Origin of the sequence: Sphingobium fuliginis (assembly GCF_004152845.1) — a bacterium.
Lineage (GTDB): Bacteria > Pseudomonadota > Alphaproteobacteria > Sphingomonadales > Sphingomonadaceae > Sphingobium > Sphingobium fuliginis.
Genome location: NZ_SEON01000003.1, coordinates 78,630 through 103,227, shown reverse-complemented (window position 1 = coordinate 103,227; position 24,598 = coordinate 78,630). Strand labels below are relative to the sequence as shown.

26 protein-coding genes, 1 tRNA gene and 1 other RNA gene are annotated in these 24,598 nt (G+C 64.6%); 13 read left to right on the top strand and 15 right to left on the bottom strand.

Annotation, left to right across the window (positions count from 1 at the left end; translation table 11 throughout):
- Positions 1-56: 56 nt before the first annotated feature.
- Together EWH10_RS09390 and EWH10_RS09385 are read left to right on the top strand one after the other, a co-directional pair.
- Positions 57-734 carry a L,D-transpeptidase family protein gene (locus tag EWH10_RS09390; protein WP_044662089.1) on the top strand — a complete coding sequence of 226 codons (678 nt, stop codon included), beginning with the start codon at positions 57-59 and terminating at the stop codon, positions 732-734.
- A gap of 116 nt (positions 735-850) precedes the next feature.
- Complete coding sequence (locus EWH10_RS09385; protein WP_025549826.1) at positions 851-2,047, top strand: MFS transporter; 1,197 nt, start codon at positions 851-853, stop codon at positions 2,045-2,047.
- Positions 2,048-2,103: 56 nt separating this feature from the next.
- On the opposite strand, the gene EWH10_RS09380 is transcribed toward EWH10_RS09385, so the two are convergent.
- From EWH10_RS09380 to EWH10_RS09325, 12 genes are all read right to left on the bottom strand, one after another.
- On the bottom strand, positions 2,104-2,637 hold the full coding sequence (locus tag EWH10_RS09380; RefSeq protein ID WP_044662088.1) for a hypothetical protein: 534 nt from the start codon (positions 2,635-2,637) through the stop codon (positions 2,104-2,106).
- Positions 2,624-2,995 carry a phosphoribosyl-AMP cyclohydrolase gene (hisI, locus tag EWH10_RS09375; protein WP_044662087.1) on the bottom strand — a complete coding sequence of 124 codons (372 nt, stop codon included), beginning with the start codon at positions 2,993-2,995 and terminating at the stop codon, positions 2,624-2,626. Before hisI ends, EWH10_RS09380 begins: the two co-directional genes overlap by 14 nt.
- Before the next feature lie 158 nt (positions 2,996-3,153).
- Positions 3,154-3,230 (bottom strand) — tRNA-His (locus tag EWH10_RS09370).
- 287 nt (positions 3,231-3,517) lie between these two features.
- On the bottom strand, positions 3,518-3,790 hold the full coding sequence (locus EWH10_RS09365; RefSeq protein WP_007688799.1) for an HU family DNA-binding protein: 273 nt from the start codon (positions 3,788-3,790) through the stop codon (positions 3,518-3,520).
- Positions 3,791-3,966: 176 nt separating this feature from the next.
- Complete coding sequence (lon, locus tag EWH10_RS09360; protein ID WP_044662086.1) at positions 3,967-6,363, bottom strand: endopeptidase La; 2,397 nt, start codon at positions 6,361-6,363, stop codon at positions 3,967-3,969.
- Between the two features lie 130 nt (positions 6,364-6,493).
- Positions 6,494-6,817, bottom strand: coding sequence for a YbaB/EbfC family nucleoid-associated protein (locus EWH10_RS09355; protein WP_025549830.1), 324 nt, complete (start codon positions 6,815-6,817; stop codon positions 6,494-6,496).
- Positions 6,814-8,424, bottom strand: a complete 1,611-nt coding sequence (locus tag EWH10_RS09350; protein ID WP_048577343.1) for a DNA polymerase III subunit gamma/tau — start codon at positions 8,422-8,424, stop codon at positions 6,814-6,816. Before EWH10_RS09350 ends, EWH10_RS09355 begins: the two co-directional genes overlap by 4 nt.
- Positions 8,425-8,538: 114 nt before the next feature.
- An RNA gene (gene ffs, locus EWH10_RS09345) (signal recognition particle sRNA small type) lies at positions 8,539-8,636 on the bottom strand.
- Between the two features lie 89 nt (positions 8,637-8,725).
- Positions 8,726-9,643: an SGM family class A beta-lactamase gene (blaSGM, locus tag EWH10_RS09340; protein ID WP_371873085.1), complete on the bottom strand. Its 918-nt coding sequence runs from the start codon at positions 9,641-9,643 to the stop codon at positions 8,726-8,728.
- A 14-nt stretch (positions 9,644-9,657) separates the two neighbouring features.
- Positions 9,658-9,993, bottom strand: coding sequence for a 2Fe-2S iron-sulfur cluster-binding protein (locus EWH10_RS09335; RefSeq protein WP_025549833.1), 336 nt, complete (start codon positions 9,991-9,993; stop codon positions 9,658-9,660).
- 69 nt (positions 9,994-10,062) lie between these two features.
- Entirely contained in the window at positions 10,063-11,151 is a 1,089-nt protein-coding gene (locus EWH10_RS09330; RefSeq protein WP_229742533.1) for a cysteine desulfurase family protein, read from the bottom strand.
- Positions 11,148-12,194 carry a cysteine desulfurase family protein gene (locus EWH10_RS09325; RefSeq protein WP_044662082.1) on the bottom strand — a complete coding sequence of 349 codons (1,047 nt, stop codon included), beginning with the start codon at positions 12,192-12,194 and terminating at the stop codon, positions 11,148-11,150. Before EWH10_RS09325 ends, EWH10_RS09330 begins: the two co-directional genes overlap by 4 nt.
- 147 nt (positions 12,195-12,341) lie before the next feature.
- On the opposite strand from EWH10_RS09325, the gene EWH10_RS09320 reads away from it, so the two are divergent.
- Both EWH10_RS09320 and EWH10_RS09315 read left to right on the top strand, forming a co-directional pair.
- Positions 12,342-12,998 carry an alpha/beta hydrolase gene (locus EWH10_RS09320; protein ID WP_013040443.1) on the top strand — a complete coding sequence of 219 codons (657 nt, stop codon included), beginning with the start codon at positions 12,342-12,344 and terminating at the stop codon, positions 12,996-12,998.
- A 160-nt stretch (positions 12,999-13,158) separates the two neighbouring features.
- Entirely contained in the window at positions 13,159-14,244 is a 1,086-nt protein-coding gene (locus EWH10_RS09315; protein WP_044662081.1) for an HPP family protein, read from the top strand.
- Here the strand turns inward: EWH10_RS09315 and EWH10_RS09310 are convergent.
- Positions 14,241-14,435 (bottom strand): hypothetical protein, encoded by a 195-nt coding sequence (locus EWH10_RS09310; RefSeq protein WP_044663119.1) that lies wholly within the window; start codon positions 14,433-14,435, stop codon positions 14,241-14,243. The two genes, EWH10_RS09315 and EWH10_RS09310, sit on opposite strands and share 4 nt — an antisense overlap.
- A gap of 102 nt (positions 14,436-14,537) precedes the next feature.
- Here EWH10_RS09310 and rpiB point away from each other — a divergent pair, with 102 nt between their 5' ends.
- From rpiB to EWH10_RS09290, 4 genes are all read left to right on the top strand, one after another.
- Positions 14,538-14,975, top strand: a complete 438-nt coding sequence (gene rpiB, locus EWH10_RS09305; RefSeq protein WP_044663118.1) for a ribose 5-phosphate isomerase B — start codon at positions 14,538-14,540, stop codon at positions 14,973-14,975.
- A gap of 12 nt (positions 14,976-14,987) precedes the next feature.
- Positions 14,988-16,307 (top strand): serine hydroxymethyltransferase, encoded by a 1,320-nt coding sequence (gene glyA / locus EWH10_RS09300; RefSeq protein WP_044662080.1) that lies wholly within the window; start codon positions 14,988-14,990, stop codon positions 16,305-16,307.
- A 6-nt stretch (positions 16,308-16,313) separates the two neighbouring features.
- Positions 16,314-16,775, top strand: coding sequence for a transcriptional regulator NrdR (gene nrdR, locus EWH10_RS09295; protein WP_013040447.1), 462 nt, complete (start codon positions 16,314-16,316; stop codon positions 16,773-16,775).
- An 81-nt stretch (positions 16,776-16,856) separates the two neighbouring features.
- Positions 16,857-17,912 (top strand): TrmH family RNA methyltransferase, encoded by a 1,056-nt coding sequence (locus EWH10_RS09290; RefSeq protein ID WP_082166355.1) that lies wholly within the window; start codon positions 16,857-16,859, stop codon positions 17,910-17,912.
- Between the two features lie 44 nt (positions 17,913-17,956).
- Here EWH10_RS09290 and EWH10_RS09285 read toward each other — a convergent pair whose 3' ends face one another.
- The gene (locus tag EWH10_RS09285; protein ID WP_044662079.1) at positions 17,957-18,253 is read right to left on the bottom strand and encodes a chorismate mutase; all 297 of its coding nucleotides are present in this window, start codon (positions 18,251-18,253) and stop codon (positions 17,957-17,959) included.
- Between the two features lie 182 nt (positions 18,254-18,435).
- On the opposite strand from EWH10_RS09285, the gene rpsD reads away from it, so the two are divergent.
- From rpsD to aguB, 5 genes are all read left to right on the top strand, one after another.
- A complete protein-coding gene (gene rpsD / locus EWH10_RS09280; RefSeq protein ID WP_025549841.1) occupies positions 18,436-19,050 on the top strand; it encodes a 30S ribosomal protein S4 in 615 nt (204 codons plus the stop codon).
- A 135-nt stretch (positions 19,051-19,185) separates the two neighbouring features.
- Positions 19,186-20,832 carry a M28 family peptidase gene (locus tag EWH10_RS09275; protein ID WP_044662078.1) on the top strand — a complete coding sequence of 549 codons (1,647 nt, stop codon included), beginning with the start codon at positions 19,186-19,188 and terminating at the stop codon, positions 20,830-20,832.
- 814 nt (positions 20,833-21,646) lie between these two features.
- Positions 21,647-22,630, top strand: a complete 984-nt coding sequence (locus EWH10_RS09270) for an agmatine deiminase family protein (protein ID WP_044662076.1) — start codon at positions 21,647-21,649, stop codon at positions 22,628-22,630.
- A 9-nt stretch (positions 22,631-22,639) separates the two neighbouring features.
- The gene (locus EWH10_RS09265) at positions 22,640-22,984 is read left to right on the top strand and encodes a DUF3147 family protein (RefSeq protein WP_371873086.1); all 345 of its coding nucleotides are present in this window, start codon (positions 22,640-22,642) and stop codon (positions 22,982-22,984) included.
- Between the two features lie 10 nt (positions 22,985-22,994).
- Positions 22,995-23,843 carry an N-carbamoylputrescine amidase gene (gene aguB / locus EWH10_RS09260; RefSeq protein WP_044662074.1) on the top strand — a complete coding sequence of 283 codons (849 nt, stop codon included), beginning with the start codon at positions 22,995-22,997 and terminating at the stop codon, positions 23,841-23,843.
- Positions 23,844-23,927: 84 nt separating this feature from the next.
- On the opposite strand, the gene EWH10_RS09255 is transcribed toward aguB, so the two are convergent.
- Entirely contained in the window at positions 23,928-24,584 is a 657-nt protein-coding gene (locus EWH10_RS09255; RefSeq protein WP_044662073.1) for a uracil-DNA glycosylase, read from the bottom strand.
- Positions 24,585-24,598: the final 14 nt, after the last annotated feature.

Sequence of the window (24,598 nt, the reverse complement as noted above, 5' to 3'; positions counted from 1 at the left end):
TGGTCGTCATCCCCGCCTCCGCGCGGATGACGACGATCTGGGGTAACGGACGGTTCATGGCGGGACGGGTTTCGACGCGGGTGAAGCTGGCGATCGGCGGCGGTGCGGCGGCGGTGATGCTGTTGCTGGGCCTGTCGTTCGGCCGCGGGCGCGATCTCCCTCCGCAGGACAGGACAAGCGCTCAAAGGAGTGAAGCGCCGGAGCCGGCCAGGTCATCCCCACCGGTCGAGCGCACCCGCGCCCAGCCCCTCGCGGTCGATCCGCACGCCCTGATGGTCAGGCGGGTGCTCCCCATCGAAGGCCCCTTCCGCCATGGCGATTATGTCTGGGACGAAAGCGGCGCGCCGGCGACCGGACGGGTCATCATCACCGTTGACCTCAAGGCGCAGACATTGTCGGTATTCCGCGCCGGTTATGAGATCGGATCGGCGGTCATCCTCTATGGCGCGGACGACAAGCCCAGTCCGCTTGGCGCGTTCCCGATCACGGAAAAGGACGCCGATCATTATTCGCGGACTTACAACAACGCGCCCATGCCCTACACGCTGCGCCTGACCAGCGACGGCGTGGCGATCCACGGCAGCGACGTCCAGTGGGGCAATGCCACCCATGGCTGCATCGGCGTGCCAAAGCCGTTCGCGAGAAAGCTGTTCGGCGTGGCCAAGGTGGGCGACCTGGTCGTCATCACCAATGGCAGGATGCTGGACACCAGCCAGGCCCGACAGGCCATGTGAGTTGCGCAACTTATTGGCGTAATTGCAATAAAGTCATGTGATCATAACTTGATTTCAATCCGCAACTCTATCATGTGCGGACGGCATTCCTATCGCATCGCAACATGGAGCAACCGATGGCGCAGGCCAGCCGCGCGGTTCACCCCGCTCTCGTCATTCTCGCGCTCTCCATGGGCGCCTTCGCCATCGGCACGACCGAATTCGCGGCGATGAGCCTGCTGCCCTTTTTCGCGGGCGATCTGCGTATCAGCGAACCCATGGCGGGCCATGCCATCAGCGCCTATGCGTTGGGCGTGGTGGTGGGCGCACCGCTGATCGCCGTGCTGGGCGCGCGGCTGCCCCGGCGGAAGCTGCTGATCGGGCTGATGGCATGGTTCGCGATAGGCAATGCGCTCAGCGCCCTGTCGCCCGACTATACGACCATGCTGTTGTTCCGCTTCCTGAGCGGTCTGCCCCATGGCGCCTATTTCGGCGTCGCGGCGCTGGTGGCGGCGTCCCTGGTGCCGAATGACCGGCGCGCGCTGGCGGTGGCGCAGGTGATGACGGGCCTGACGGTCGCCACCGTCGTCGGCGTGCCGGTGGCGAACTGGACGGGGCAGGCGCTGGGGTGGCGCTGGGGCTTTGGCATCGTGGCGTTGCTGGCGGTGATCACGGTGACGCTGGTGGCGATCTATGCGCCGCGCGACGCCGGCGATCCGGAAGCCAGCCCGATGCGCGAACTGGGCGCGTTGCGCGAACCGCAGGTGCTGCTGACGCTGCTGACCGGCGCTATTGGCTTCGGCGGCCTGTTCGCGGTTTACACCTATGTCGCCTCGACGATGATTTCCGTGACCCATGTGTCCGAGGAGTTGGTGCCGGTGGTGCTGGCGATCTTCGGCATAGGCCTGACGATCGGCAATCTGGTTGCGGCATCGGCGGCGGATCGGGCGCCGAATCGGACCGCTATCGGCGTGCTGCTGTGGAGCGCGGCGTCGCTGGCGTTGTTCCCGCTGATGGCTGGCAATATCTGGAGCCTGTCGCTGGTGATCTTCCTGATCGGCTGCGGCGGGGGCCTGGGTAGCGTGTTGCAGACCCGGCTGATGGACGTGGCGGGCGATGCGCAGACGCTGGCGGCGGCGGCGCATAACGGCGCCTTCAATGTCGCCAATGCGCTGGGACCATGGCTTGGCGGGCTCGCGATCTCGGCCGGCTACGGCCTGACATCGACCGGGTGGATCGGCGCGGGATTAGCCTTGGGGGGCTTGGCGGTCTTCCTGCTGGCCTTGAACCTGCGCCAAAGGTCATTGCGCTTGGCGGCGGTAGCCTGCGAGTAAGTCCTTCAACATCCCGCGTTCCGCCGTTCGCCGGAGCATGACAGGGTCCGAAGCGTCTAGTCCGACTCGCATAGCAGCCCGCCACCACTGTCGCGGGCCTGGAAAGCCGATGCGGCGTCGCTCGCCACGCGGGGGAAGCTGACGCCTTCGAGGGAGCCCCTTCCCTTGCAGACACTCGCGCAGTTCATGTCGACAACGCCCGGCAGCGATAGTTGATCGCCGTCATATTGGGCCACCACAATGCAATGATCGCTATGGGAGAAGCTGAGGATCAGCTTGTCGCCCGCTGGCCGCGCGGAGCCCCTGCCTGCACAGCTCTGATCCTCCCCGAAGGTCGCCTCCAGGCCGAAGCGATAGTCGCCATTTTTGGCCGGGACTACGCAAAGCGCATCGCGACCGGCTTCATGATTGCGCTGGTAGAGGCCGATGGCAGGCACCTTGGCCGCATCAGCGATCACGCCGGTTTCGATCGCTGCACGTTCGAGGCCGGAACTGGTCTGTATGCCGGTTTCGCGCGGCCCCTGTGCGGGCGCAGCCTCACGCTGGCACGCCGCGAGCAACAGCAATGCGGCAAGGCTAGTCGGCCGCATCGACAGCTGTCAGGCCTTCCGGGCCGATGCGGCGGAAGAAGCAGGAGCGCGCGCCGGTGTGACAGGTGGGACCTGCGGGTAGGGCCTTCACCCAGACAGCGTCCTGGTCGCAATCGATGCGAAGATCGCGCACCTGCAACATATGGCCGGACGTCTCGCCCTTCTTCCAAAGTGACTGGCGGCTGCGCGACCAGAAATGCGCAAGGCCGGTATCGCGGGTAAGCTGAAGCGCCTCCGCATTCATATGCGCGACCATCAGCAGTTCCCCGCTGTCCACATCGGTCACGACGGCCGTGATCAGGCCGTCCTTGTCATATTTGGGATTGAGGGTCAGTCCCCGGTCACGTGCTTCGTCCATGAAGGCGGCTATAGAGGGCGGTGGCCCTCGTGCGAAGCCCTGAATGATGAAGAGCCGTCGCGGGAAAGAAGGAGAGCAGTTTCGACTGGCTGAGCGTGAACCAGGGACGAAGGCGACCGGGCGCCCCTCACGCAAATTCATCCAGCGAAGAAGGAAAATGGGGCGATCGACGGGATCCGAACCCGCGACCTCCGGTACCACAAACCGGCGCTCTAACCAACTGAGCTACGATCGCCACAGGGGCTGTGCCCCTTGAGAGAAGGGCCACATATGCGGCCCTTCCCGCGCCGTCAAGCGGCCTGATGCGGAAAAAGCCGCAATGCCGAAATAAAAAGAAAAGGGGTGAGAAGCGTGATGCTCCCACCCCTTTTCATGCCCGGGAAGATCAGCGCGCATGAGAGCCCCGCTCCCTGCTGCCGCGCTCAAATCCGGCAGTCTCTCTCCGATAAAAATTCCGCCAACCGCGATGCCGGCTCGAAAACGGACCGAGGCGCTCCGCCGGGGAGCGCCCCTTGAAAATCCTTAGTTGACCGAGTCCTTCAGGCCCTTGCCGGCCTTGAACTTGGGCTGAGCCGAAGCCTTGATCGTCATCGTCTCGCCCGTGCGCGGGTTGCGGCCGGTCGAGGCCTTGCGCTGCGAAACGGAGAAAGTGCCGAAACCGACCAGACGAACTTCATCCCCCTTCTTCAGGGCTCCGGTGATGGCGTCGAAAACACCCTCGACGGCCTTGCTGGCGTCGCTCTTGGAAAGGCCGCTGCTTTCAGCGACTGCGCTGATAAGATCCTGCTTGTTCATGCCTTGGGAACCCCCTTCTAGCTGTTTGGATAGTTTAGGAATCGCGGCGTAGGCGGCGCAATAAGGCCCAGCTTTCGGGCCTTGTCAAAGGGAAAGCGGCGTCGGCGGCCGGTCAAGCAAGATTTTATGGTAAAAGCTTGCTGAATAGCCGTGCGACGCCGCTTTCCTTAGTCAGCTCAGTGACGAATGGACGCTTCCCCGTCCCGCCCCTGCGCCGGGTTCGGCTGGGCGGCAAGGTCATCCTCCTCGGTCCACGCGATCGCTTCCGGCTTGCTCATCAGTGCGCGGGCCAGCACCTCATCGACATGGGACACGGGAACGATCTCCAGCCCTTCCTTGATATTGGCCGGAATCTCCGCCAGATCCTTCTCGTTTTCCGCGGGGATCAACACCGTCTTGATGCCGCCCCGCAACGCTGCGAGCAGCTTTTCCTTGAGGCCGCCGATAGGAAGGACGCGGCCCCGCAGCGTGACTTCACCGGTCATCGCCACATCCTTGTGCACCGGAATGCCGGTCAGGGTCGACACGATGGTCGTCACCATGCCTATGCCTGCCGAGGGGCCATCCTTGGGCACCGCGCCTTCGGGAAGGTGGATGTGGATATCCTTGCGGGTAAAAATGCTGGGCTTGATCCCATAGCCGGGCGAGCGCGCCTTCACATAGGAGAAGGCGGCCTGGACCGACTCGTTCATGACCTCGCCCAGCTTGCCGGTGGTCTTGATCGCGCCCTTGCCGGGCACGGTCACCGCTTCGATGGTCAGCAGTTCGCCGCCCACCTCGGTCCACGCCAAGCCCGTCACCGCGCCGATCTGATGCTCTTCCTCACCCACGCCGTGGCGGAATTTACGCACGCCGGCATAGTCGGCCAGATTGTCCGGCGTGATCGTCACCTTGTCATAGGCGCCTTCGAGGATCTTGCGCAGCGCCTTGCGGGCGAGGCGCGCCACTTCGCGCTCCAGCGTGCGGACGCCGGCTTCGCGGGTGTAGTAGCGGATCAGATCGCGAACCGCCTCCTCCGTGACGTCGAGTTCGCCTTCCTTGAGGCCGTGGGCGTCGATCTGCTTGGGCAGCAGATGCCGCTGGGCGATCTCGACCTTTTCATCCTCCGTATAGCCTTCGAGCCGGATGATCTCCATGCGGTCGAGCAAAGGTTGCGGCAGATTCAGGGAGTTGGCGGTGGTCACGAACATGACGTCTGAAAGGTCGACGTCGATCTCCAGATAATGATCCTGGAACTTGCTGTTCTGTTCGGGGTCCAGCACCTCCAGCAGCGCGGAGGCTGGGTCGCCGCGAAAATCCTGTCCCAGCTTGTCGATTTCGTCCAGCAGGAAGAGCGGGTTCATCGTCCCGGCCTTCTTGAGGTTGGTCACGATCTTGCCCGGCAACGAACCGATATAGGTGCGGCGGTGCCCACGGATTTCCGCTTCGTCGCGCACGCCGCCCAGCGACTGGCGCACGAACTCCCGCCCGGTCGCCTTGGCGATCGAACGGCCGAGCGAGGTCTTGCCGACGCCCGGAGGGCCGACGAGGCACAGGATGGGGCCCTTCAGCTTGTTGGTGCGCGCCTGCACCGCGAGATATTCGATGATCCGGTCCTTGACCTTCTCCAGCGCGAAATGATCCTCATCGAGGATCGCCTGCGCCTTTTTGAGGTCGGTCTTGACCTTGCCCTTCTTGCCCCAGGGCAGGCCCAGCAGCACGTCGAGATAGTTGCGCACCACCGTGGCTTCGGCGGACATGGGCTGCATGCCCTTGAGCTTCTTCAGCTCCGCCGTCGCCTTGGCGCGGGCTTCCTTGCTCAGCTTGGCCTTCGCGATCTTCTCGGTGAGTTCAGCGAGTTCGTCGCCTTCTTCGCCATCGCCATTGCCCAGTTCGCGCTGGATCGCCTTCAACTGCTCATTGAGATAATATTCGCGCTGGGTCTTCTCCATCTGCCGCTTCACGCGGCCGCGAATCTTCTTCTCCACCTGGAGCACGCCCAATTCGCCCTCCATGAAGGCGAAGACCATTTCGAGGCGCTTGACCGGGTCGGCTTCGACCAGCAGCGACTGCTTGTCGGCGACCTTGACGTTGATGTTGGCGGCGACGGCATCGGCCAGACGCCCCGCATCCTCGATCTCGCGCAACTGCACGGGGGTTTCCGCCGGCAGCTTCTTGTTGAGCTTGGCGTAATTTTCGAACTGCTCCGCCACCGAACGCATCAGCGCGGCGGCCTCCGGCCCTTCGGCGTCGATTTCCTCGACCGCCGTCACATCCGCGACCATATGGCCGTCGGCCTGTCCGATGCCGTCCAGCCGGGCGCGCTGCTTGCCCTCCACCAGCACGCGAACGGTGCCGTCGGGCAGCTTCAGCAATTGCAGCACCACGGCGATGACGCCGGTGTCGTAGAGCGAATCCTGGCCCGGATCATCCTCCGCCGGGTCGAGCTGCGACACGAGGAAGATTTCCTTGTCGCCTTCCATCGCCGATTCGAGCGCGGCCACGCTCTTGTCGCGGCCCACGAACAGCGGCACGATCATCTGCGGGAAGACGACGATGTCGCGCAGAGGAAGCAGGGGATATTGCGTAGTCATTCACTCTCCGGGGTGACATTCCACCCAGTCATGCGGTTCATCGCCTTTATGGGGATGGTCGCCGCATGGTTCAATCATGCGTTATGGGATCGCAATGATGAATAAAGGCTGATCCCCGGCACGCTCACGATCAGAAAGGCAGCTTGAAGCCGGGCGGCAGCGGCAGGCCGGCGGTCATCTTGCCCATTTCGGCGCTGGACACTTCATCCGCCTTCTTGCGCGCATCGTTGAACGCGGCGGTGATAAGGTCCTCCAGCATCTGCTTTTCCGACACGGCGAGCAGGCTGTCGTCGATGGCGACACCCAATATGCGCCCCTTGGCCGAGGCGCGGACCTTGACCAGTCCGCCGCCTGCGCTGCCCTCCACCTCCAGCTTGTCGAGATTTTCCTGGGCGCGTTGCAGTTCCTCCTGCACGCGGCTCGCCATGCCCAATATTTCGTTCAGATCCTTCATCGCTCTGCACTCCATTGTTCGAGCTCGTCGCCAAGCTCGGCATCGGGGAAAGCAGCCAACGCCGCCTTGACCACCGGGGTTTCCATGATTTCCGCACGGGCATCCGCCGCCTTGCGCATTTCCTGTTCCAGCAGGGTCGGCGCGGCAGGACCGTCGACGGCGCTGACGCGCCAGGCCGTGCCGGTCACCTCGCGCAGCGCCGGGTTCAGGCGGGCAAGGAAATCGGACGACAGGGAAGACGTCGGGGCATAGTCCAGCTCCGGCGCGGCATAGCGGACAAGGCCGATGCAATCATGCATTTCCTGCGCAAGTTGCCCCTTCCCGCGCTGCCAGAAGGCTTCGATCAGCTCTTCGAAGCTGGCCGGAAGTTTCGCGGCAGGTGATCCGGAGGGTATGGCGGCGGGCGCCTGCCCCGGAGCGGCGGCCGCAGGCGCGCCTTCGCGCAGCAGGCGGGCGATCTCGCCGGGGTCGGGCATGGTCGCGGCGTGCATCACGCGCAGCAGCGCCATTTCGCAGCTTTCGATCGGCAATGCCGCGCTGGCAACCTCTTCATGGCCCTTCAGCAGCAATTGCCATAGCCGGTGCAGCGGCGCGAAGCCGAGTTGCAAGGCCCAATCCGCCAGAGCCTCGCGCTCCTCCGCCGACTGGCCGGGATTGGCGATGTCGCGGCCCGCCTTCACTAGCGTCACCGCATGGACCAGTTCCAGCAGGCCACGCATCAGCGAGAGCGGCTCCACGCCAAGCGCATATTGATCGCGCACCGCGCCAAGCAGCGCGCCGGTGTCGCCTTCGAGCAGCAGGCCCAGCAGGCGGCGTGTGGCGCCCCTGTCGGAGAGGCCCAGCATGTCGCGAACCTGCATGGCGGTGACGAGCGGGGCGCCTTCGCCCATTTCCGCATGCGCTATGGCCTGGTCCAAGATGGACAGGCCGTCGCGCGCCGAACCCTCGGCCGCCTGGGCGATCAGCGCCAGCGCATCGGGTTCGGCCGCGACCGATTCCGCCTCCACAACATGGGCGAAATGGGCGGCGAGCAGTTCGGCGGGGATGCGGCGCAGGTCGAAGCGCTGGCAGCGCGACAGCACCGTCACCGGCACCTTGTTCACTTCCGTCGTGGCGAAGAGGAATTTCACATGCGCCGGCGGCTCCTCCAGCGTCTTCAGAAGCGCGTTGAAGGCGTTCTTGGACAGCATGTGAACTTCGTCGATGATATAGATCTTGTAGCGGGCCGAAACGGCGGCGTAGCGCACCGCCTCTATGATTTCCCGCACATCGTCGACGCCGGTATGGCTGGCGGCGTCCATTTCGACCACGTCGATATGGCGTCCCTCGGCAATGGCCATGCAGGGTTCGCAGACGCCGCAGGGATCGATGGTGGGACCGCCCTGCCCGTCCGGGCCGATGCAGTTCAGCGCCTTGGCGATGAGGCGCGCGGTGGAGGTTTTCCCCACGCCGCGCACGCCGGTCATCAGGAAGGCATGGGCCAGGCGTCCCCGGCGGATCGCATTGCCCAGCGTCTGGACCATCGCGTCCTGCCCGATCAGTTCCCGGAAATTGCGCGGGCGATATTTGCGCGCGAGCACGCGATAGGGCTGGGGGGAATCGGACATGCGAATCTTCTAGCCGTTCGTACGGGGCTTGGCGACCCGAAGGGCAGCCTTCATCGTTCCAACATCGAAAGAAGAAGTGGACGCCGTCAGGCCCGGTCCGAACGGATGCTGTTTGGAGGTGGGAGCCGGAACGACCCGCAGCGAAATCACTGTGGCTGCTTCCGTCAGGACCTGACCAGGTTCGCGACGACTACGTCCGCCCGACTCCCGGCGCGGCATATGGCGAAAGGTGGCGGTTATGGCAAGGGGCCAAGGAAAGGGATCGCCAGAAGAGCGCCGTATTCCTTGCAAGGTCGCGGCGTTATTCCAGCCCCGTCTTCTGCGCCTTCCCGACGAAATCCAGCGCCGCGCGGGCGGTTTCGGCTATGGCGGCTTCGGCGGCCCTGGCGTCGATGGTCGGGCGGTCGAGATAGATGGCGAGGATATATTCCTCGCCTGACGGGGCCTTTACAAGCGCCACGTCATTATAGGCGGTGCCGCAGCTTCCGGTCTTGCTGCCCGATGTCCAGCCCTTGGGCAGGCCCGCCTTGATCCGGTTGGCGCCGGTTGTGCTGGCATTGAGCCAGCCGCGCAGCTTTTCGGCGCTTTCCGGCGCGAGGTCGCGGAAGATCAGGCGGCCCATCAGTCCGGCCATGGCGGCGGGGCTGGTGGTGTCGCGCTCGTCGCCCTCGACATTCTCGTTGAGCGAGGGCTCATTGCGGTCGAGCCGCGTCACCATGTCGCCATGGGCGCGGATGAAGCGGGTCAGGCCCTCCGGCCCGCCGACCATCGGCAGCAGCAGGTTGGCGGCGCTGTTGTCGCTGACCTCCACGGCTGCCGCCGCCAGTTCCTCCATCGACATGCGGCCGCGCTTCACATTCTTCCTGACGACCGGGGCATAGTCCAGGAGATCGGACTTGGTGAAGCTGATCTGCCCCTCCAACCCGAACTTGCCGCCTTCCGCGCCGGTCAGCACGGCGGCGGCGAGCGGGGCCTTGAAGGTCGAACACATGGCGAAGCGCTCGTCCCGGTTGAAGCCCAGCATTAAAGCGCCCTTGCTGTCGACCAGCGCGACGCCCAGCCGGCCGCCGGTCGCGCTCTCTATCTCCTTGGGATTGCGCACGGATGCCAAAGCGGATTCGCTCACCATGTAGCGGGGCGCTGGCGGCAGGAGCGAAGGTCGCGGCGCCTCCTGCTGCGCGAAAGCCGGCGCGGCGAGCAGCAGGGCCGCAAGGATCAGGCGCTTCGACAAGCCTACATCCCCTGCATATTATAGGATTCGCCCGGAATGCGGACCGTCAGGCTGTCCAGCTTTTCGTCCAGCACGATCTGGCAGGACAGGCGGCTGGTTCGGGTCGCGGCGGCGGCAAGGTCCAGCATGTCCTCCTCATCCTCGCTCGCCCGCTTCAGCTTCGGGAAGTCGGCGGCATCGACGATGACATGGCAGGTGGAGCAGGCCATCTGCCCCTCGCAGGTTCCCTCGAGCGGCTGGCCCGCTGCCTGCGCGACCTCCAGCAACACGGCGCCCGTCGGCGCTTCGACCTCCTGCTTATGCTCTCCATCGGCGCTGATGAAGACGACCCTGGTCATGATATGCGTTCCCCGCTCTCTGTTGCCGCATGATGCGAAAAACGGTTTTCCGCTCTTTCGCACGACGCTTCATGGCGCCCATATTTGGGCTGCCCTGTTCATTGCCTCCGCCGCATCCCCCAATTCGGCCAGTGTCGTGTACCGGCCGAAGCCGATCCGCACCGATCCGCGCGCGTCCGCGTCTGAAAGGCCGAGTGCGCGCAGCACATGGCTAGGCCGCCCGGACCCACTTGCGCAAGCGCTGCCGAGCGAAAAAGCGACATCGCGGCATTCCGACAACAACCGCGCGCCGTCGACTCCTGCCCTTCGGAGGTTCAGATTGCCATGATAGCGCAAATCCTCGCTGCCGTTGACCGTCCATTGGGAGAAGAGGCCATGGGCGGCGCTCCAGAGCGCTTCCACATGCAGGCGGTCGCTTTCCGCCCGTTCGCGCATCAGCCGGGCGGCGGCCCCGAAACCCGCGCACAGGGCCGGCGAAAGGGTGCCCGAACGCAGGCCGCCCTCCTGGCCGCCGCCGTGGATTATCGGCGTGAGAGTCACGTCCTCGCGCAGCCAGAGCGCCCCGATGCCTTTCGGCCCATGGATCTTGTGGGCGCTGATCGCGATCATGTCGCAGCGGGGCGCGATGGGCACGCGGCCATAGCCCTGCACGGCGTCGCAGAGGAACAGCGCGCCTGCGCTGTGCGCAAGATCGGCCAGCTCCGCAACAGGCTGGATGACGCCGATCTCGTTATTGACCAGCATGGCCGCGACGAGCGCCGTGCCGGGACGGATCGCCCTGGCGGCTTCCTCAAGGTCGACGATCCCGTCGGGACCGACCGGCAGGATCGTGACGTCCCGGCCCGCCCGGCGCAGTGCGTCGACCGTGTCGAGGACGGCGGCATGTTCGGTGGCGATGGTGACGATGCCGCCCGGCGGAGCGCCCTGGATCGCCATGTTGAGCGCCTCGGTCGCGCCGGAGGTGAAGATCAGGCGGCCGCCATCGGGCAGCAGCTTCAGGATTTCCGCGCGGGCAAGATCGACCTGCGCGGTGGCGGCGCGGCCCAGCCTGTGGGCGCTGTGCGGATTGGCGAACTGGTCGCGGAGCAGGGAGACCATCGCATCGAAGGCTTCGGGCGCAAGAGGCGTCGTCGCCTGATAATCGAGATAGATCGTCACCGGGCCCGCCCCGCCATCCGGGTCCAGGCTGCGGCGAAGCGATCCAGATCCTTCTCGCTCGTATCCGGGCCGAAGCTGACCCGGACGACTTCGCCCGCCCGCGCATCGTCCCAGCCCATGGCATGGAGGACATGGCTGGTCTTGAGCGAACCCGAAGAACAGGCGCTGCCGGCCGAAACGGAAATGCCGGCGAGGTCGAACTGGATAAGCTGGGCGCGGGCGGAAAGGCCGGGCATGCGATAGCTGGCGATGGTCGGGATGCGCGGGGCATTGCGGGCGACGATCTCTCCGCCGGCCGCTTCGATGGCGGCGTCGAGCCGCGCGCGAAGGATCGCGGCTTTGGAAAGCCAGTCCGTGCGCGCGTCGAGCGCCGCCGCCATGGCGAGGATGGCGGGCAGGTTTTCGGTGCCGGGGCGATAGCCCTGCTCCTGGCCGCCGCTCGGGCGGATCAGCGCAAGATCCTTGATCAGAAGCGCGCCCGTGCCCGGAGGACCGCCGAATTTATGCGCGCTGATCGCGATCATGTCGGCATCCGGGAGGGGGAGTTTGCCTGCACTCTGGGCGCAGTCCGCGAAAAGGACGGCGCCCTTGCGGTCTATCGCGTCGAGAGGCTGGATGACCCCGGTTTCGTTGTTGACATGCTGGATGGCAAGGATGGTCTCATGCCCCTCCTCCTCGCAACGGCGGGAAGGACCAGGGAGAAGGCCATTTGCGTCCACCTGAAGCCGCTCGGCCTGGGGCGTGACGCGCAGGACCGAATCATGTTCGACGGGAGAGGTCAGGATGCGGTCAAAGCTGGCGCGGCCCAGCGCGATGGCGATGGCTTCGCTCGCGCCGGAGGTGAAGATGATCTGCCCGCCCCATCCCAGCGCCGCGCCGATGCGCCGCCGGGCATCCTCCAGCAGGGCGCGGGCGGCGCGGCCGTCGCCATGGGGGCTGGACGGGTTGGACCAGTTCTCCATCGCCTCGACCATCGCTGCCCTTGCCTGGGGCAGGATCGGCGTGGTGGCGGCGTGATCCAGATAGAGACGGTCGGAAGCCACGGATTTGGGAAGACTCATTGATTGCGGAAATGGTGGCGACTTCTATATAGGCGGTCTGTCGCGCAGCGCCAGCACTGGCTGCTGCGCCCTCTCCATTCGCGGCTCGCCCGGTTTCGGGTTGGGCCGCCCAGAACCATAACAGGTGCCATGCCCGACGTTATTTTCCCCGGACCCGAAGGTCGCCTCGAAGGCCGCTTCAGCCCGCCGCCCCGCCCCCGCGCACCCGTCGCGATGATCCTGCATCCGCACCCGCAGGGCGGCGGCACGATGAACGACCGCATCACCCAGGCGCTCTACAAGACCTTCGTGCGGCGCGGCTTCGCCACCTTGCGCTTCAACTTCCGGGGCGTCGGGCGCAGCCAGGGCACGTTCGACAACGGCATTGGCGAACTGTCGGATGCCGCCGCCGCGCTCGACTGGGTGCAGAGCTTCCATCCGGAGGCGCAGACGACCTGGATCGCCGGCTTCTCCTTCGGTGCGTGGATCGGCATGCAGCTTTTGATGCGCCGTCCGGAAATCCGGGGCTTCATCTCGGTAGCGCCGCCGGCTAACATGTATGACTTCTCCTTCCTGGCGCCCTGCCCCTCCTCCGGCATCATCGTGCAGGGGACGGCGGACGAGGTCGTGACGGCAAGCGCCGTGCAGAAGCTGGTGGACAAGCTGCGCACGCAGAAGGGCATCACCATCCACCATGACGAAATCCGTGGCGCGAACCATTTTTTCGAGCATGAACTGGACCAGCTCATGAAGTCGGTCGACAATTATCTCGACATGCGCCTGTCGCCGGATTCTCCGATCCGATAAGGCGATTGCCGCTGTTCGAGGTGGAGGGGCTGCTGCGGCGGCCCCTTTTCTTTTGGCCCATCGTACATGGTCTCCCGCAAGGGAATGGAAGCTGCGGTTGAGGCGGCTGAGGAATTTTGCGCTTGGCCCGTCGACATGCGGGCTTTAGCGGCAGCGCCCCATGACCGATCCGAAGAACGACGTCCGCCTGATCTGGAGCCGCTATTACAGCGCCTTCGTCCCCGCTCCCGCCGGTCCCGGCTTCCTGGACCGGCTGAAGGCGGCGAGCGGCGCCATTGGCGGCATCGCCGTTACCGGGCTGCTCTGCGGACTGATGCTGGGAAACGGGATCGCCCATCCACTGCTGGTCGCACCCATGGGCGCATCGGCGGTGTTGCTTTTTGCCGTGCCCGCCAGTCCACTGGCCCAGCCCTGGCCGGTATTGGGCGGCAATATCATATCGGCACTGGTCGGAGTCATGGTGGTCCGGCTGATCCCCGATCCCACCATCGCCGCCGCGCTGGCGGTAGGCTGCGCGATCGGCGCCATGTCGCTGCTGCGCTGCCTCCACCCGCCCGGAGGCGCCGTCGCCCTCTCCGCCGTATTGGGCGCGACGCATGGCGCGCCGAGCTATATGTTCGCGATCGTGCCTGTCGGCGTGAACACGGCGCTGCTCGTGACCGTCGCAATCCTCTTCCACCGGCTGGCCGGGCACAGCTATCCCCATGTCGCAGCCAAGGCGGCGACCACCCATGGCACCAGCGACCCCGCGCCGATCCTGCGCACGCCGTCCGAACAGGACGTGGAGGAAGCGCTGAACGCCTATGGCGACAGGCTGGACGTGAATGCGGCCGACTTGCAGGCGGTGCTGCACGATGCGGAAATGCGGGCGGCCGAGCGGGCGCATGGCAGGCTGACGTGCGGCGAGATCATGTCGCGCGATGTCGTCACCGTGCGGGCGGGCCAGCCGGTGGTCGCGGCGCGGCAATTGCTGCACGAGCGGCGGCTGCTGTCGCTTCCCGTGCTGGACGATGCCGGCCGGGTTCAGGGCGTGGTGGGCCCGCTGGATCTGGTGAGAGAGGGCGGGCGGGTGCAGGACATCGCATCCGAGCCCTATATCGTGCATGCGGACACGCCGGTGGCGGCTCTGCTGCGGCCATTGACCAGCGGTGCCCGACGCGAGGCGATCGTGGTCGATGACGATCGGCGGCTATGCGGACTGGTTACACAGACCGACCTGCTGACGGCGATGGCCTTTCGCGCCTAGCGGGCGTTTTCCAGCACCGGCAGGTCCGGCCCGGGAATCGCGGAGATGGCGACATTGCCGAACATCACCAGTCCGGCGAGGATCATCAGCATGCCCCGTTTGCGGTCGCCCTTCTTCACGATGGCGTAGGCGCCGCCGCCGGTCAGCGCCATGCCTGCGAGCATCAATATGGATAAAATCGTGCCAGCCATGAAGCAGGCCATAGGTCGGCCGGTGGACTGTGGCAATATCGCGGCGCTGCCCCTATGAGGCGCGGGAACGAATCACCTTTTGCGTGAGTGGACAACCTTATCGTGAAAATCGCCATCGCTTCCGACCATGCCGCCATCGATCTGAAGGCGGAACTTGCCGACTGGCTGCGCGGCGAAGGGCATGAGGTCGACGATCTGGGTCCAGCGACTGCCGACCGCGTGGATTATCCCGATTTCGGTTACAAGCTGGCGAAGGCGGTGGCGTCCGGCGCCGCCGAACGCGGCATTGCGCTCTGCGGATCGGGCATCGGCATTTCCATCGCCGTGAACCGCAACCCCGCCTGCCGCTGCGCTCTGGTGTCGGAGCCGTTGTCGGCCGCGCTCAGCCGCGAGCATAATGATACCAATGTCCTCGCCATGGGCGCGCGCCTGACCGGCGTCGACATGGCCAAGGCCTGCGTCTCCGCCTTCCTTTCCACCGATTTCGGCGGTGGCCGCCATGCCGGCCGCGTTGAAAAGCTCTCCCATCCCGCGCTTTAAGGAGCCTGCCCTATGAGCACCGCTACCCTCACCCAGCCCGACCTGTCGGACATCCGCTCCGAAGGCTATTTCACGCGCAGCCTGGCCGATGCCGATCCGGCGGTGTTCGCGGGCGTCACCAGGGAATTGAAGCGCGAGCAGAACCAGATCGAGCTGATCGCTTCGGAAAATATCGTATCCAAGGCGGTGCTGGAGGCGCAGGGTTCGGTCTTCACCAACAAATATGCCGAAGGCTATCCCGGCAAGCGCTATTATCAGGGCTGCGCCCCGTCGGACGAGGTCGAGCAGCTGGCCATCGACCGCGCGAAGGAAATCTTCAACTGCGGCTTCGTCAATGTGCAGCCCCATTCGGGCGCGCAGGCGAACGGCGCGGTGATGCTGGCGCTGACCAAGCCGGGCGACACCATCATGGGCCTGTCGCTCGACGCCGGCGGTCACCTGACCCATGGCGCGAAGCCCGCGCTGTCGGGCAAATGGTATAATGCCGTGCAATATGGCGTGCGCGAGGATACGCACCTCATCGATTATGACGCGCTGGAGGCGCAGGCGATCGAAGCAAAGCCCACGCTGATCATCGCGGGCGGTTCGGCCTATCCCCGCCACCTCGACTTCGCCCGCTTCCGCGCGATCGCGGACAAGGTCGGCGCGCTGCTGATGGTGGACATGGCGCATTTTGCCGGGCTGGTGGCTGGCGGGGCGCATCCGACGCCCTTTGGCCATGCCCATGTCGTGACCACCACCACGCACAAGACCCTGCGCGGTCCGCGTGGCGGCATGATCCTGACCGATGACGAGGCCATTGCGAAGAAGATCAATTCGGCGGTGTTCCCCGGCCTTCAGGGCGGGCCGCTGATGCATGTGATCGCGGCGAAGGCGGTTGCCTTCGGCGAGGCGCTGCGTCCTGAATTCAGGACTTATGCGCAGGCGATCGTCACCAATGCAAAGGCGCTGGCTTCGAAGCTGGAGCAGCGCGGCCTCGCGGTGGTTTCCGGCGGCACCGACACGCATCTCGCCCTGATCGACCTGCGCCCCTACGGCATTTCGGGCAAGGATGCGGACGAGGCGCTGGAACGCAGCTTCATCACCTGCAACAAGAATGGCGTGCCGGGCGATCCGCTGCCGCCGACCAAGACCAGCGGTATTCGGGTTGGTTCCCCTGCGGGAACGACGCGCGGGTTCGGCGTTGCGGAGTTCGAGGCCATTGGCGACATGATCGCGGATGTTCTGGAGGGGCTGCGCGATCATGGCGAGCATGGCGACGCAGCCGTGGAAGCCAATGTGCGCGACCGCGTCTCCGCCCTCTGCGCCCGTTTCCCGATCTACGAAGGGTAAGCGCCCTTGCGTTGCCCCTTCTGCGCCCATGACGACAGCCAGGTGAAGGACAGCCGCCCGACGGAGGATGGCGCAGCCATCCGCCGCCGGCGTCAGTGCGAAGCCTGCGGCGCGCGCTTCACCACCTTCGAACGGATACAGCTCCGCGACATCTGGGTGGTGAAGAGCGAGGGGCGCAAGGAAGCCTTCGACCGGGACAAGCTGGCGCGCTCCATCGGCATCGCCTGCCGGAAGCGGCCGATCGATCCCAGTCGGCTGGAGAAGCTGATCTCCGGCATCCAGCGGCAGTTGGAGACGTCAGGCGACGGCGAAGTTCCAGCGCGGGCGATTGGGGAAATGGTGATGGAAGGGCTGAAACGCCTCGACAGCGTTGCCTATATCCGCTTCGCCAGCGTGTACAAGGACTTCACCGATGCTCGGGATTTCGAGGATTTCGCCTCCACGGTGAAGGAGGTCGGGAGTGATTGAGGGCTCTCATGCCTCCCTCAACCTCCGTTCGTCCTGAGTAGCCATTGAGCCTGTCGAAATGGCGTATCGAAGGACCTTGCCATGACATTCCACGCCTATATGCTGCGTTGTTCGGACGGCAGCTATTATCTGGGGCACGCGGATAATCTGGAAAGCCGCATCGCTCAGCATCAAGCTGGCGAAATTGCAGGATATACGCAAAACCGACGGCCAGTGTCTCTGGTCTGGCAACAGGATTTCGGAACTCGCGAAGAAGCACTGTCCGCTGAGCAGCAGGTCAAAGGCTGGTCGCGGAAGAAAAAGGAAGCGCTGATCGCTGGCGACTGGGACATGATCAGTCTGCTCGCGCGCAAGTCCTTCGATACGGGGCTTCGACAAGCTCAGCCCCTACCCAGGACGAACGGTAACATGGAAAAAATTACGCCCCTCACCCCCGTTATCGTCCTCGTCCGCCCGCAATTGGGCGAGAATATCGGCAAGGCGGCGCGGGCGATGCTGAATTTCGGGTTGGTCGAGATGCGGCTTGTCAGCCCGCGCGACGGCTGGCCCAATCCGGATGCGGGGCCGTCAGCGGCCGGCGCCGATGTGGTGCTGGACAAGGCGGAGGTGTTCGAGACGCTGGCCGACGCCGTGGCCGATTGCGCGCATGTCTATGCGACGACCGTGCGCAAGCGCGGCGTGACCAAGCCGGTGGTGACGCCCGAAGAGGCGGCGCGGGAGGTCCACGCTGCTGCCGGGCGCTCCGCCTATGTGTTCGGGCCTGAGCGGTCGGGACTGGAGACAGAGGATGTGGCGCTGGCGCGGAAAATCCTGACGGTGCCGATCAATCCGGAATTCGGATCGCTCAATCTGGCGCAGGCGGTGATCCTGTGCGCCTATGAATGGTCGAAGCAGGCCTCCCTGGAGCAGCCGACGGTGGTCGATCTGGGCGAACCGGCGCCGCAGTCGGAACTGGAAGGAATGATCGCGCAGTTCGAGAATCTGCTGGAAGGCGCAGGCTATTTCTTCCCGCCGGACCGAGCGCCCGCAACCAAGCGGACCTTGCGGAACCTGCTGACCAAGCCGGGCTGGAACCATCTGGAGGTGCGGACTTTGCGCGGAGTGTTGTCCGCATTGGGCAATCCACGGTCGCGCTGAAGGCTGGGCGCAGCCCGTTCCTGCCAAGGCAGGCGCAGGTCACATCAAGCGTTTCGTCGATCGAACTCAGTCATCTCATACGCGATCGAGGCTTCGACCAACTGATCCCACAGCTTCGCGATCGCTTCCCCGGGCAGGCCCAGCCGTTCCGCTTCGGCGCGTGCATTTGCAATGACTTCCGCCTTGCGCGTTTCGTCACGGACCGCGCCACGCTCCGGCTTGATGCGGGCGGCGGCGCGCATATGGGCGAAACGCTGGGCGAGGATGGCGACAAGCTGGCGGTCGAGTTCGTCCACGCCTGCGCGGACTTCGGCCATGGTCGTGTAGCTTTCGGGGTTCATGGCCCGCTCACCTAAGCCGGGAACACCGGCCTGTCGAGGGTTGACATGCCCCGCGCCCTTCGTCATAGGCGCCGCTTCGCGATTGGCTCCGCATCCCGGTGAAGCGGTGGCCCTGCCCCTGAAATATGGATCGCAGGCGATACCGGGGACAACGTTATAAGCAATTGTCTTAGGAATATATCATGTCGAAGCGTTCAAGCGCCAAGTACAAACTCGACCGCCGCATGGGCGAGAACATCTGGGGCCGCCCGAAGAGCCCGGTCAACAAGCGTGAATATGGCCCCGGCCAGCATGGCCAGCGCCGCAAGGGCAAGATGTCTGACTATGGCATTCAGCTCCGCGCCAAGCAGAAGCTGAAGGGCTATTATGGCGACGTCACCGAAAAGCAGTTCAAGAAGGCCTATATCGAAGCCGCCCGTCTGAAGGGCGACACCGGCCAGAACCTGATCGGCCTGCTGGAGCGCCGCCTTGACGCCGTCGTCTATCGCGCCAAGTTCGCTCCGACCATCTGGTCGGCCCGTCAGCTCGTGTCGCATGGCCACATCTATGTGAACGGCGTGAAGTGCAACATCGCGTCGCGTCTGGTGAAGCCGGGCGATGAGATCACGCTGGGCAAGAAGGCGCAGGAAATGGCGCTCGTCCTGGAGGCTCAGGGCCTGCCCGAGCGCGACATTCCCGACTATGTCGTCGCGGACGGCGCTGCCAAGGTCACCTATGTCCGCGTGCCGACGCTGGACGAAGTGCCCTATCCGGTGAAGATGGAACCCAATCTGGTCGTCGAATTCTATTCGCGCTGATCCGGTTTCGCTTCCGGCGAGACATTCAGGAAGGCGGTCCTTCGGGGCCGCCTTTTTTGTTTGTCCGCTCGGCTTGTTTGACGCCCGGCCAACTGGCATCAACGGAGCATTCGCAGTCTTTTCAAAGGCCTTGCCATGCGCGTGCTTTTCCTGACCTCTCTCATCGCCCTCGCCAGCGGCGGCGCGGCGATCGCCGCTTCGACCGACGGCGGTCCTTCGATCGATACGATGAAGGAGGTCGTGAAGGAGATTTCCTCGGACGCCTATGAAGGACGCGCGCCCGGGACGGCGGGGGAGGAGAAGACCCTTGCCTATCTGGTGCAGCGTTTCGAGGCGCTGGGGCTGAAGCCCGGCAACAAGGGAAGCTGGTTCCAGGACGTGCCACTGGTCGAGATCGACGCGAAGAATGTGTCGCCGCTCCGCTTCACCGGCGGCAAGACGGCGGTTTCGGCCAGTTACGGCCCTGAGATGGTGATCGCCACCTACCGCACCGGCCAGCCGCATATCGAGGTGAAGGACAGTCCGGTCGTCTTTGTCGGCTATGGCATCCACGCGCCGGAGAAAAAGTGGAACGACTATGCCGGCGTCGATGTGAAGGGCAAGACGGTCCTCATCCTGGTGAACGATCCGGATTACCAGACGCCCACGCTCCGTGGCCCGTTCAATGGGCGGGCAATGACCTATTATGGCCGCTGGACCTACAAGTTCGAGGAAGCGGCGCGGCAGGGCGCGGCGGCGGCGATCATCGTGCACGACACGGTGCCGGCCGCCTATGGCTGGAACGTCGTGCAGTCGAGCTGGACCGGCGCGCAACATGTCGCGGACAGCGCCAATGGTAATGCGGACCAGTCGGCGGCCATCGGCTGGATGCAGAAGGACAAGGCCGCGGCGCTGGTGGCAAGTGCGGGCCTCAATCTCGACGCGCTGACGGCGGCGGCGAAGAAGCGCGGGTTCAAGGCGGTCCCGCTGAAGGGCGTGAAGGCCAGCGTCTCCTTCGACAACGCCATTCGCAAGCATAGTTCGAAAAATGTCGTCGCCCTCCTTCCCGGCAGGACGCGGCCTGACGAATATGTGCTCTATGCCGCGCATTGGGACCATCTGGGCCATTGCGAGGCGGCCCCAGACGGCGACGACATCTGCAACGGCGCGATCGACAATGCCACGGGAACGGCGGCGCTGGTCGCGCTGGCGGAGGCGAATGTGAAAGCTGGGGCGACGGATCGCAGCCAGGTCTTTCTCGCGGTGACGGCGGAGGAATCGGGCCTGCTGGGATCGGCCTATTATGGCAACCATCCCGTCTTTCCGCTCAGCCGGACCGTGGGCGGCGTCAACATGGACGCACTCAGCATGGCGGGCCCTGCGAAGAATGTCGTGGTGATCGGCAAGGGCAAGTCGCAGCTTGACGCCTATCTCGACCGCGCGCTGGCGGCGCAGAAGCGGGTCGCCAGCCTGGAGCCGACGCCGGAGAAAGGCTTTTACTACCGCTCAGACCATTTCAGCTTCGCCAAGCATGGCGTGCCGATGCTCTATTTCGAAGGGGGGCAGAATCTGGTGAAGGGCGGGCCCGCCGCGGGGGCAAAGGCGGCCAAGGACTATGAAGAGCATCGCTATCACGGCCCCAAGGATGAATATGATCCCAAATGGGACTGGAGTGGAGTGAAGGTGGACCTGAAGCTCTATTATGATGTGGGGCGGGCGCTGGCGAACACGACCGACTGGCCGAATTGGATGCCGGGCGACGAGTTCCGGGCGATCCGCGACAGGAGCCGGGCGATGAAATGACGGGTTTCCGCCATTTCGGGCAAAATCCTGCGCCGAAGTTCACACCATATGCGCGCGCGTGCCTGCGCGCGCGTAGGCGTCGCGAAGCGATTGGCAGGACGTTTCAAAGAGCGGTGCGGAGATAGGCCGGGCGGCGCGGAATAGGACAGACCCGAATTGCCTTCATCAAGAAATAGGATGCTTTTGGAATCAATTGTTGCCGATTGGACACGCACCGCGTGAGGTGTCCCGTTCGATCGTCTTGGGGTGGAGGCGACCAAACTCGCCGCTCAAACGGCTTGCCCTATAGCTCAAAAGCCAACACAGTTTACCGATGATAAAAGTTTCGAGCCTGATAGACCGGTTCCCAACGGTGTCGTTGATGTGCGGTCTTCTATTATTCGCGGGGGGCGGCGTCACCGCTTACTATTCCATCTTGGCAGTAGGGGTGAGCGATGGTCCCGGCCTGATCACTGCACGCTTGATGCTCGCGGGCTGCATGATTTTTCTAGCCGGTGTATTATTTCTAGTTTGGCGCTCGACTTTGACTTTAATCCACCGCCTATAGTGCTTCGGTTGAAATTGGCCAATTCAGAACCTTCCCCTCCCGTAAACGGGAGGGGTTAGGGGTGGGCGCGAGCGTAGCGAGCTTCCAGCTTAGCCGTTGCAAAACAGCGCAGATGTCGCGCCAGCCCACCCCCTAGCCCCCTCCCGCCTGCGGGAGGGGGAATCTCCACAATCCACCCAAATCGGTCCACCGTCATAATGCCTCTGGAATGCGCAACCCGATCCTGTAGAGGGCGCTGAGGACACCACTCGATCAGGAGCCAAGCCCATGACTTTCCGTATGCCCGCCGAATGGGCGCCGCACGAATGGACATGGATCGGCTTTCCGACCGCTGCCGAGGAGTGGCCCGGCGCGTTCGAAGATGCGCGGCGGCAGATCGCGCAGTTCGCGAGCGCGCTGCATGCCGGCGGCAAGGGCGAGGAAGTGCGGCTGGTCTGCGCCAGCGAGGGCGATGCGGACGTCGCCCGGGCGCTGGTTGCGCCGGGAGTCACCATCCTCGTGCAGAAGCTGGGCGATGTCTGGCTGCGCGATACGGCGCCGCTCGCGGTGATGCGGGGCAGGGAAAGGGCGCTGGTGGATTTCGGCTTCAACGGCTGGGGCGGCAAATATCGGATGCCGGGCGACGAGGACATAGGTGCGCGGCTGGCGGCGACGACGGGACTGCCGACATCGACCCAGAACTGGGTGTTCGAAGGGGGAGCGGTCGACACCGACGGCACCGGCCTGTTCGTGACGACGGAGCAATGCCTGCTCAATCCCAATCGCAACCCCGAACTGGACCGGGGGAAGATCGAAACATTGCTGGCGGGATCGCTGGGGCTTTCCGACATGTTGTGGCTGGGCGATGGCCTGCTCAACGATCATACGGACGGGCATGTCGACAATCTGGCCCGCTTCGTGGCGCCGGGCGTTCTGGCGCTGCCGGAGGCGAGCACGGACGATGATCCCAATGCGGCCGTCTATGCCGACGCACGGGAGCGGGCCAGGGCGTTCGGGGTCGAGGTCGCGTCCATCCCCTCCCCCGGCCACGTGGTCGTGGATGGAGAGGTCATTCCGGCGAGCTACATGAATTTCGCCATCGGGAATGCCGCTGTCATCGTGCCCGTCTATGGCCAGCCCAATGATCAGGCGGCTCTGGATGCGCTCAAGCCATTCTTCCCCGGCCGGGAGATCGTCGGGCTGCGCAGCGACGCGATCCTGTCTGGCGGCGGCAGCTTCCATTGTTGCAGCCAGCAGATGCCGTCCGCCTGAATGAGCGCGATGCTGGCGTTCCGGGCGCTGATCTCCGGGATCATCATTGCCATCGTGTCGGTGGTGTCGCGGCGGTATCCGGGGCTGGGCGCGCTGATCGCGTCATTGCCGCTGATTTCGGTGCTGGGAATGATCTGGCTGTGGAACGACAGGCCGGATGCGGAGAACATGGCGCGCCACGCGGAGGCGACATTCTATTATGTCATCCCCTCCCTGCCCATGTTCCTGCTGATCCCCATATTGTTGCGCCGTGGGGTTTCCTTCGCGCCGGCGCTGATCGCGGGTTGCGCGGTCACGATCCTGCTCTATCTCCTCACCGTCGCCATTGCCGCCCGCATGGGCATTCGTCTTTAGGGTGTTATCGATGACCAAAGTTACCGTCGCCGCGCTCCAGCTCGCCTTTTCCGACGATCGGGCGGACAATATCGAAATGGTCGCCGGCCATGTGGTGAAGGCGGCGGCGCGCGGCGCGAAGATCGTCCTGCCGCCCGAGCTGTTCGAGGGCCCCTATTTCTGCAAGGTCGAGGAGGAGGAGCTCTTCGCCAACGCCCTGCCCCTGGACGAGCATCCCGCCGTGCAGGAAATGCGCAAGGTGGCGAAGGCCGAGGGCGTCTATATCCCGACCAGCTTCTTCGAGCGCGACGGCCATCATCATTACAACTCGCTCGCCATGATCGACGATGAGGGCGAGATCATGGGCGTCTATCGCAAGAGCCACATTCCCGATGGGCCGGGATATGAGGAGAAATATTATTTCCGCCCCGGCAATAGCGGGTTCAAGGTGTGGAAGACGAAATATGGCACCATCGGCGTCGGCATATGCTGGGACCAATGGTATCCGGAAACGGCGCGGGTGATGGCGCTGATGGGCGCGGAGATGCTCTTCTATCCGACCGCCATCGGGTCCGAGCCCTATGACGCGGACCTCGACACCAGCCGCATGTGGCGCCGGGCGATGATCGGCCATGCCGTCAGCAACTGCATGCCCGTGATCGCCGCCAACCGCATCGGCGAGGAGGACGGCCAGAAATTCTACGGCCACAGCTTCATCACCGATGAGTGGGGCGATTTCGCCGCGGAGGCCGACGGCAAGGACAATGGCGCGCTGGTGGCGACGCTGGATTTGGATCAGGCGAGGATGCACCGGGCGGGCATGGGCTTCTTCCGCGACCGGCGGCCGGAGCTTTATGCACGGATCGCGCAGGACATCTAGAGCGCGCGACCTGCGATTTGGCGCAGCGCGCTTCAGGCTGGTGTTCAGTCCGAAAGCTGCAGACGCGACCAGCCTGTGAGCCGGCTAAAGCGTCGCCAGTTCCACCGCCCTCTCGAACACCGCTTCGAACATCCCGGCGGTGAGCCGGCCGGTGTTCTGATTGTAGCGCGAGCAGTGATAGCTATCGATGACCATCTGGCCGCTGGGCATGCGATGCTCCGCCAGATGGGCGAAGCGCGCCTTGGGAAGCTTGCCGCCCAGCACCTTCACCGCCGACTGATGCGCGATCTGGCCCAGCGCGACGAAGACCTGCGCATGGGGCAAGGCTGCGACTGCAGGTTTCAGGAAGGCGCGGCAATTGTGGATCTCCTCCGGCAGCGGCTTGTTCTGCGGCGGCAGGCATTTGACCGCGTTGAGGATGATGACGTTGCGCAGCATGAGCCCGTCGTCGGGCCGCGCCTCATAGACGCCCTGGGTCAGGCCGAATTTGGCGAGCGTGGCGAACAGCAGATCGCCCGCATAATCCCCGGTGAAGGGCCGGCCCGTGCGGTTCGCGCCCGTCTTGCCCGGCGCAAGGCCGACGATCGCGATTCGGCCCAGCTGATCACCGAAAACCGGAACCGGCGCATTCCACCAGCCGGGATGTTCCGCGCGATTCTGCTTACGAAAAGCGGCCAGACGCGGGCAGAGCGGACAATCATGCGGCGCTTCGCTGTGCGGGATAGGACTTTGCAGCGTCATGGCGACGGGATAGG

Bases quoted from the DNA above. Each gene is read 5' to 3' on its own strand.
- rpsD (WP_025549841.1), top strand. From the start codon at position 18,436: ATGTCGAAGCGTTCAAGCGCCAAGTACAAACTCGACCGCCGCATGGGC.
- EWH10_RS09290 (WP_082166355.1), top strand. From the start codon at position 16,857: ATGACATTCCACGCCTATATGCTGCGTTGTTCGGACGGCAGCTATTAT.
- glyA (WP_044662080.1), top strand. From the start codon at position 14,988: ATGAGCACCGCTACCCTCACCCAGCCCGACCTGTCGGACATCCGCTCC.
- EWH10_RS09350 (WP_048577343.1), bottom strand. From the start codon at position 8,424: ATGTCCGATTCCCCCCAGCCCTATCGCGTGCTCGCGCGCAAATATCGC.
- lon (WP_044662086.1), bottom strand. From the start codon at position 6,363: ATGACTACGCAATATCCCCTGCTTCCTCTGCGCGACATCGTCGTCTTC.
- EWH10_RS09355 (WP_025549830.1), bottom strand. From the start codon at position 6,817: ATGAAGGATCTGAACGAAATATTGGGCATGGCGAGCCGCGTGCAGGAG.
- EWH10_RS09365 (WP_007688799.1), bottom strand. From the start codon at position 3,790: ATGAACAAGCAGGATCTTATCAGCGCAGTCGCTGAAAGCAGCGGCCTT.
- EWH10_RS09390 (WP_044662089.1), top strand. From the start codon at position 57: ATGGCGGGACGGGTTTCGACGCGGGTGAAGCTGGCGATCGGCGGCGGT.
- aguB (WP_044662074.1), top strand. From the start codon at position 22,995: ATGACCAAAGTTACCGTCGCCGCGCTCCAGCTCGCCTTTTCCGACGAT.
- hisI (WP_044662087.1), bottom strand. From the start codon at position 2,995: ATGGACGAAGCACGTGACCGGGGACTGACCCTCAATCCCAAATATGAC.
- EWH10_RS09380 (WP_044662088.1), bottom strand. From the start codon at position 2,637: ATGCGGCCGACTAGCCTTGCCGCATTGCTGTTGCTCGCGGCGTGCCAG.
- EWH10_RS09270 (WP_044662076.1), top strand. From the start codon at position 21,647: ATGACTTTCCGTATGCCCGCCGAATGGGCGCCGCACGAATGGACATGG.
- EWH10_RS09255 (WP_044662073.1), bottom strand. From the start codon at position 24,584: ATGACGCTGCAAAGTCCTATCCCGCACAGCGAAGCGCCGCATGATTGT.
- EWH10_RS09310 (WP_044663119.1), bottom strand. From the start codon at position 14,435: ATGGCTGGCACGATTTTATCCATATTGATGCTCGCAGGCATGGCGCTG.
- EWH10_RS09265 (WP_371873086.1), top strand. From the start codon at position 22,640: ATGCTGGCGTTCCGGGCGCTGATCTCCGGGATCATCATTGCCATCGTG.
- EWH10_RS09275 (WP_044662078.1), top strand. From the start codon at position 19,186: ATGCGCGTGCTTTTCCTGACCTCTCTCATCGCCCTCGCCAGCGGCGGC.
- EWH10_RS09285 (WP_044662079.1), bottom strand. From the start codon at position 18,253: ATGAACCCCGAAAGCTACACGACCATGGCCGAAGTCCGCGCAGGCGTG.
- EWH10_RS09335 (WP_025549833.1), bottom strand. From the start codon at position 9,993: ATGACCAGGGTCGTCTTCATCAGCGCCGATGGAGAGCATAAGCAGGAG.
- EWH10_RS09315 (WP_044662081.1), top strand. From the start codon at position 13,159: ATGACCGATCCGAAGAACGACGTCCGCCTGATCTGGAGCCGCTATTAC.
- EWH10_RS09385 (WP_025549826.1), top strand. From the start codon at position 851: ATGGCGCAGGCCAGCCGCGCGGTTCACCCCGCTCTCGTCATTCTCGCG.
- EWH10_RS09320 (WP_013040443.1), top strand. From the start codon at position 12,342: ATGCCCGACGTTATTTTCCCCGGACCCGAAGGTCGCCTCGAAGGCCGC.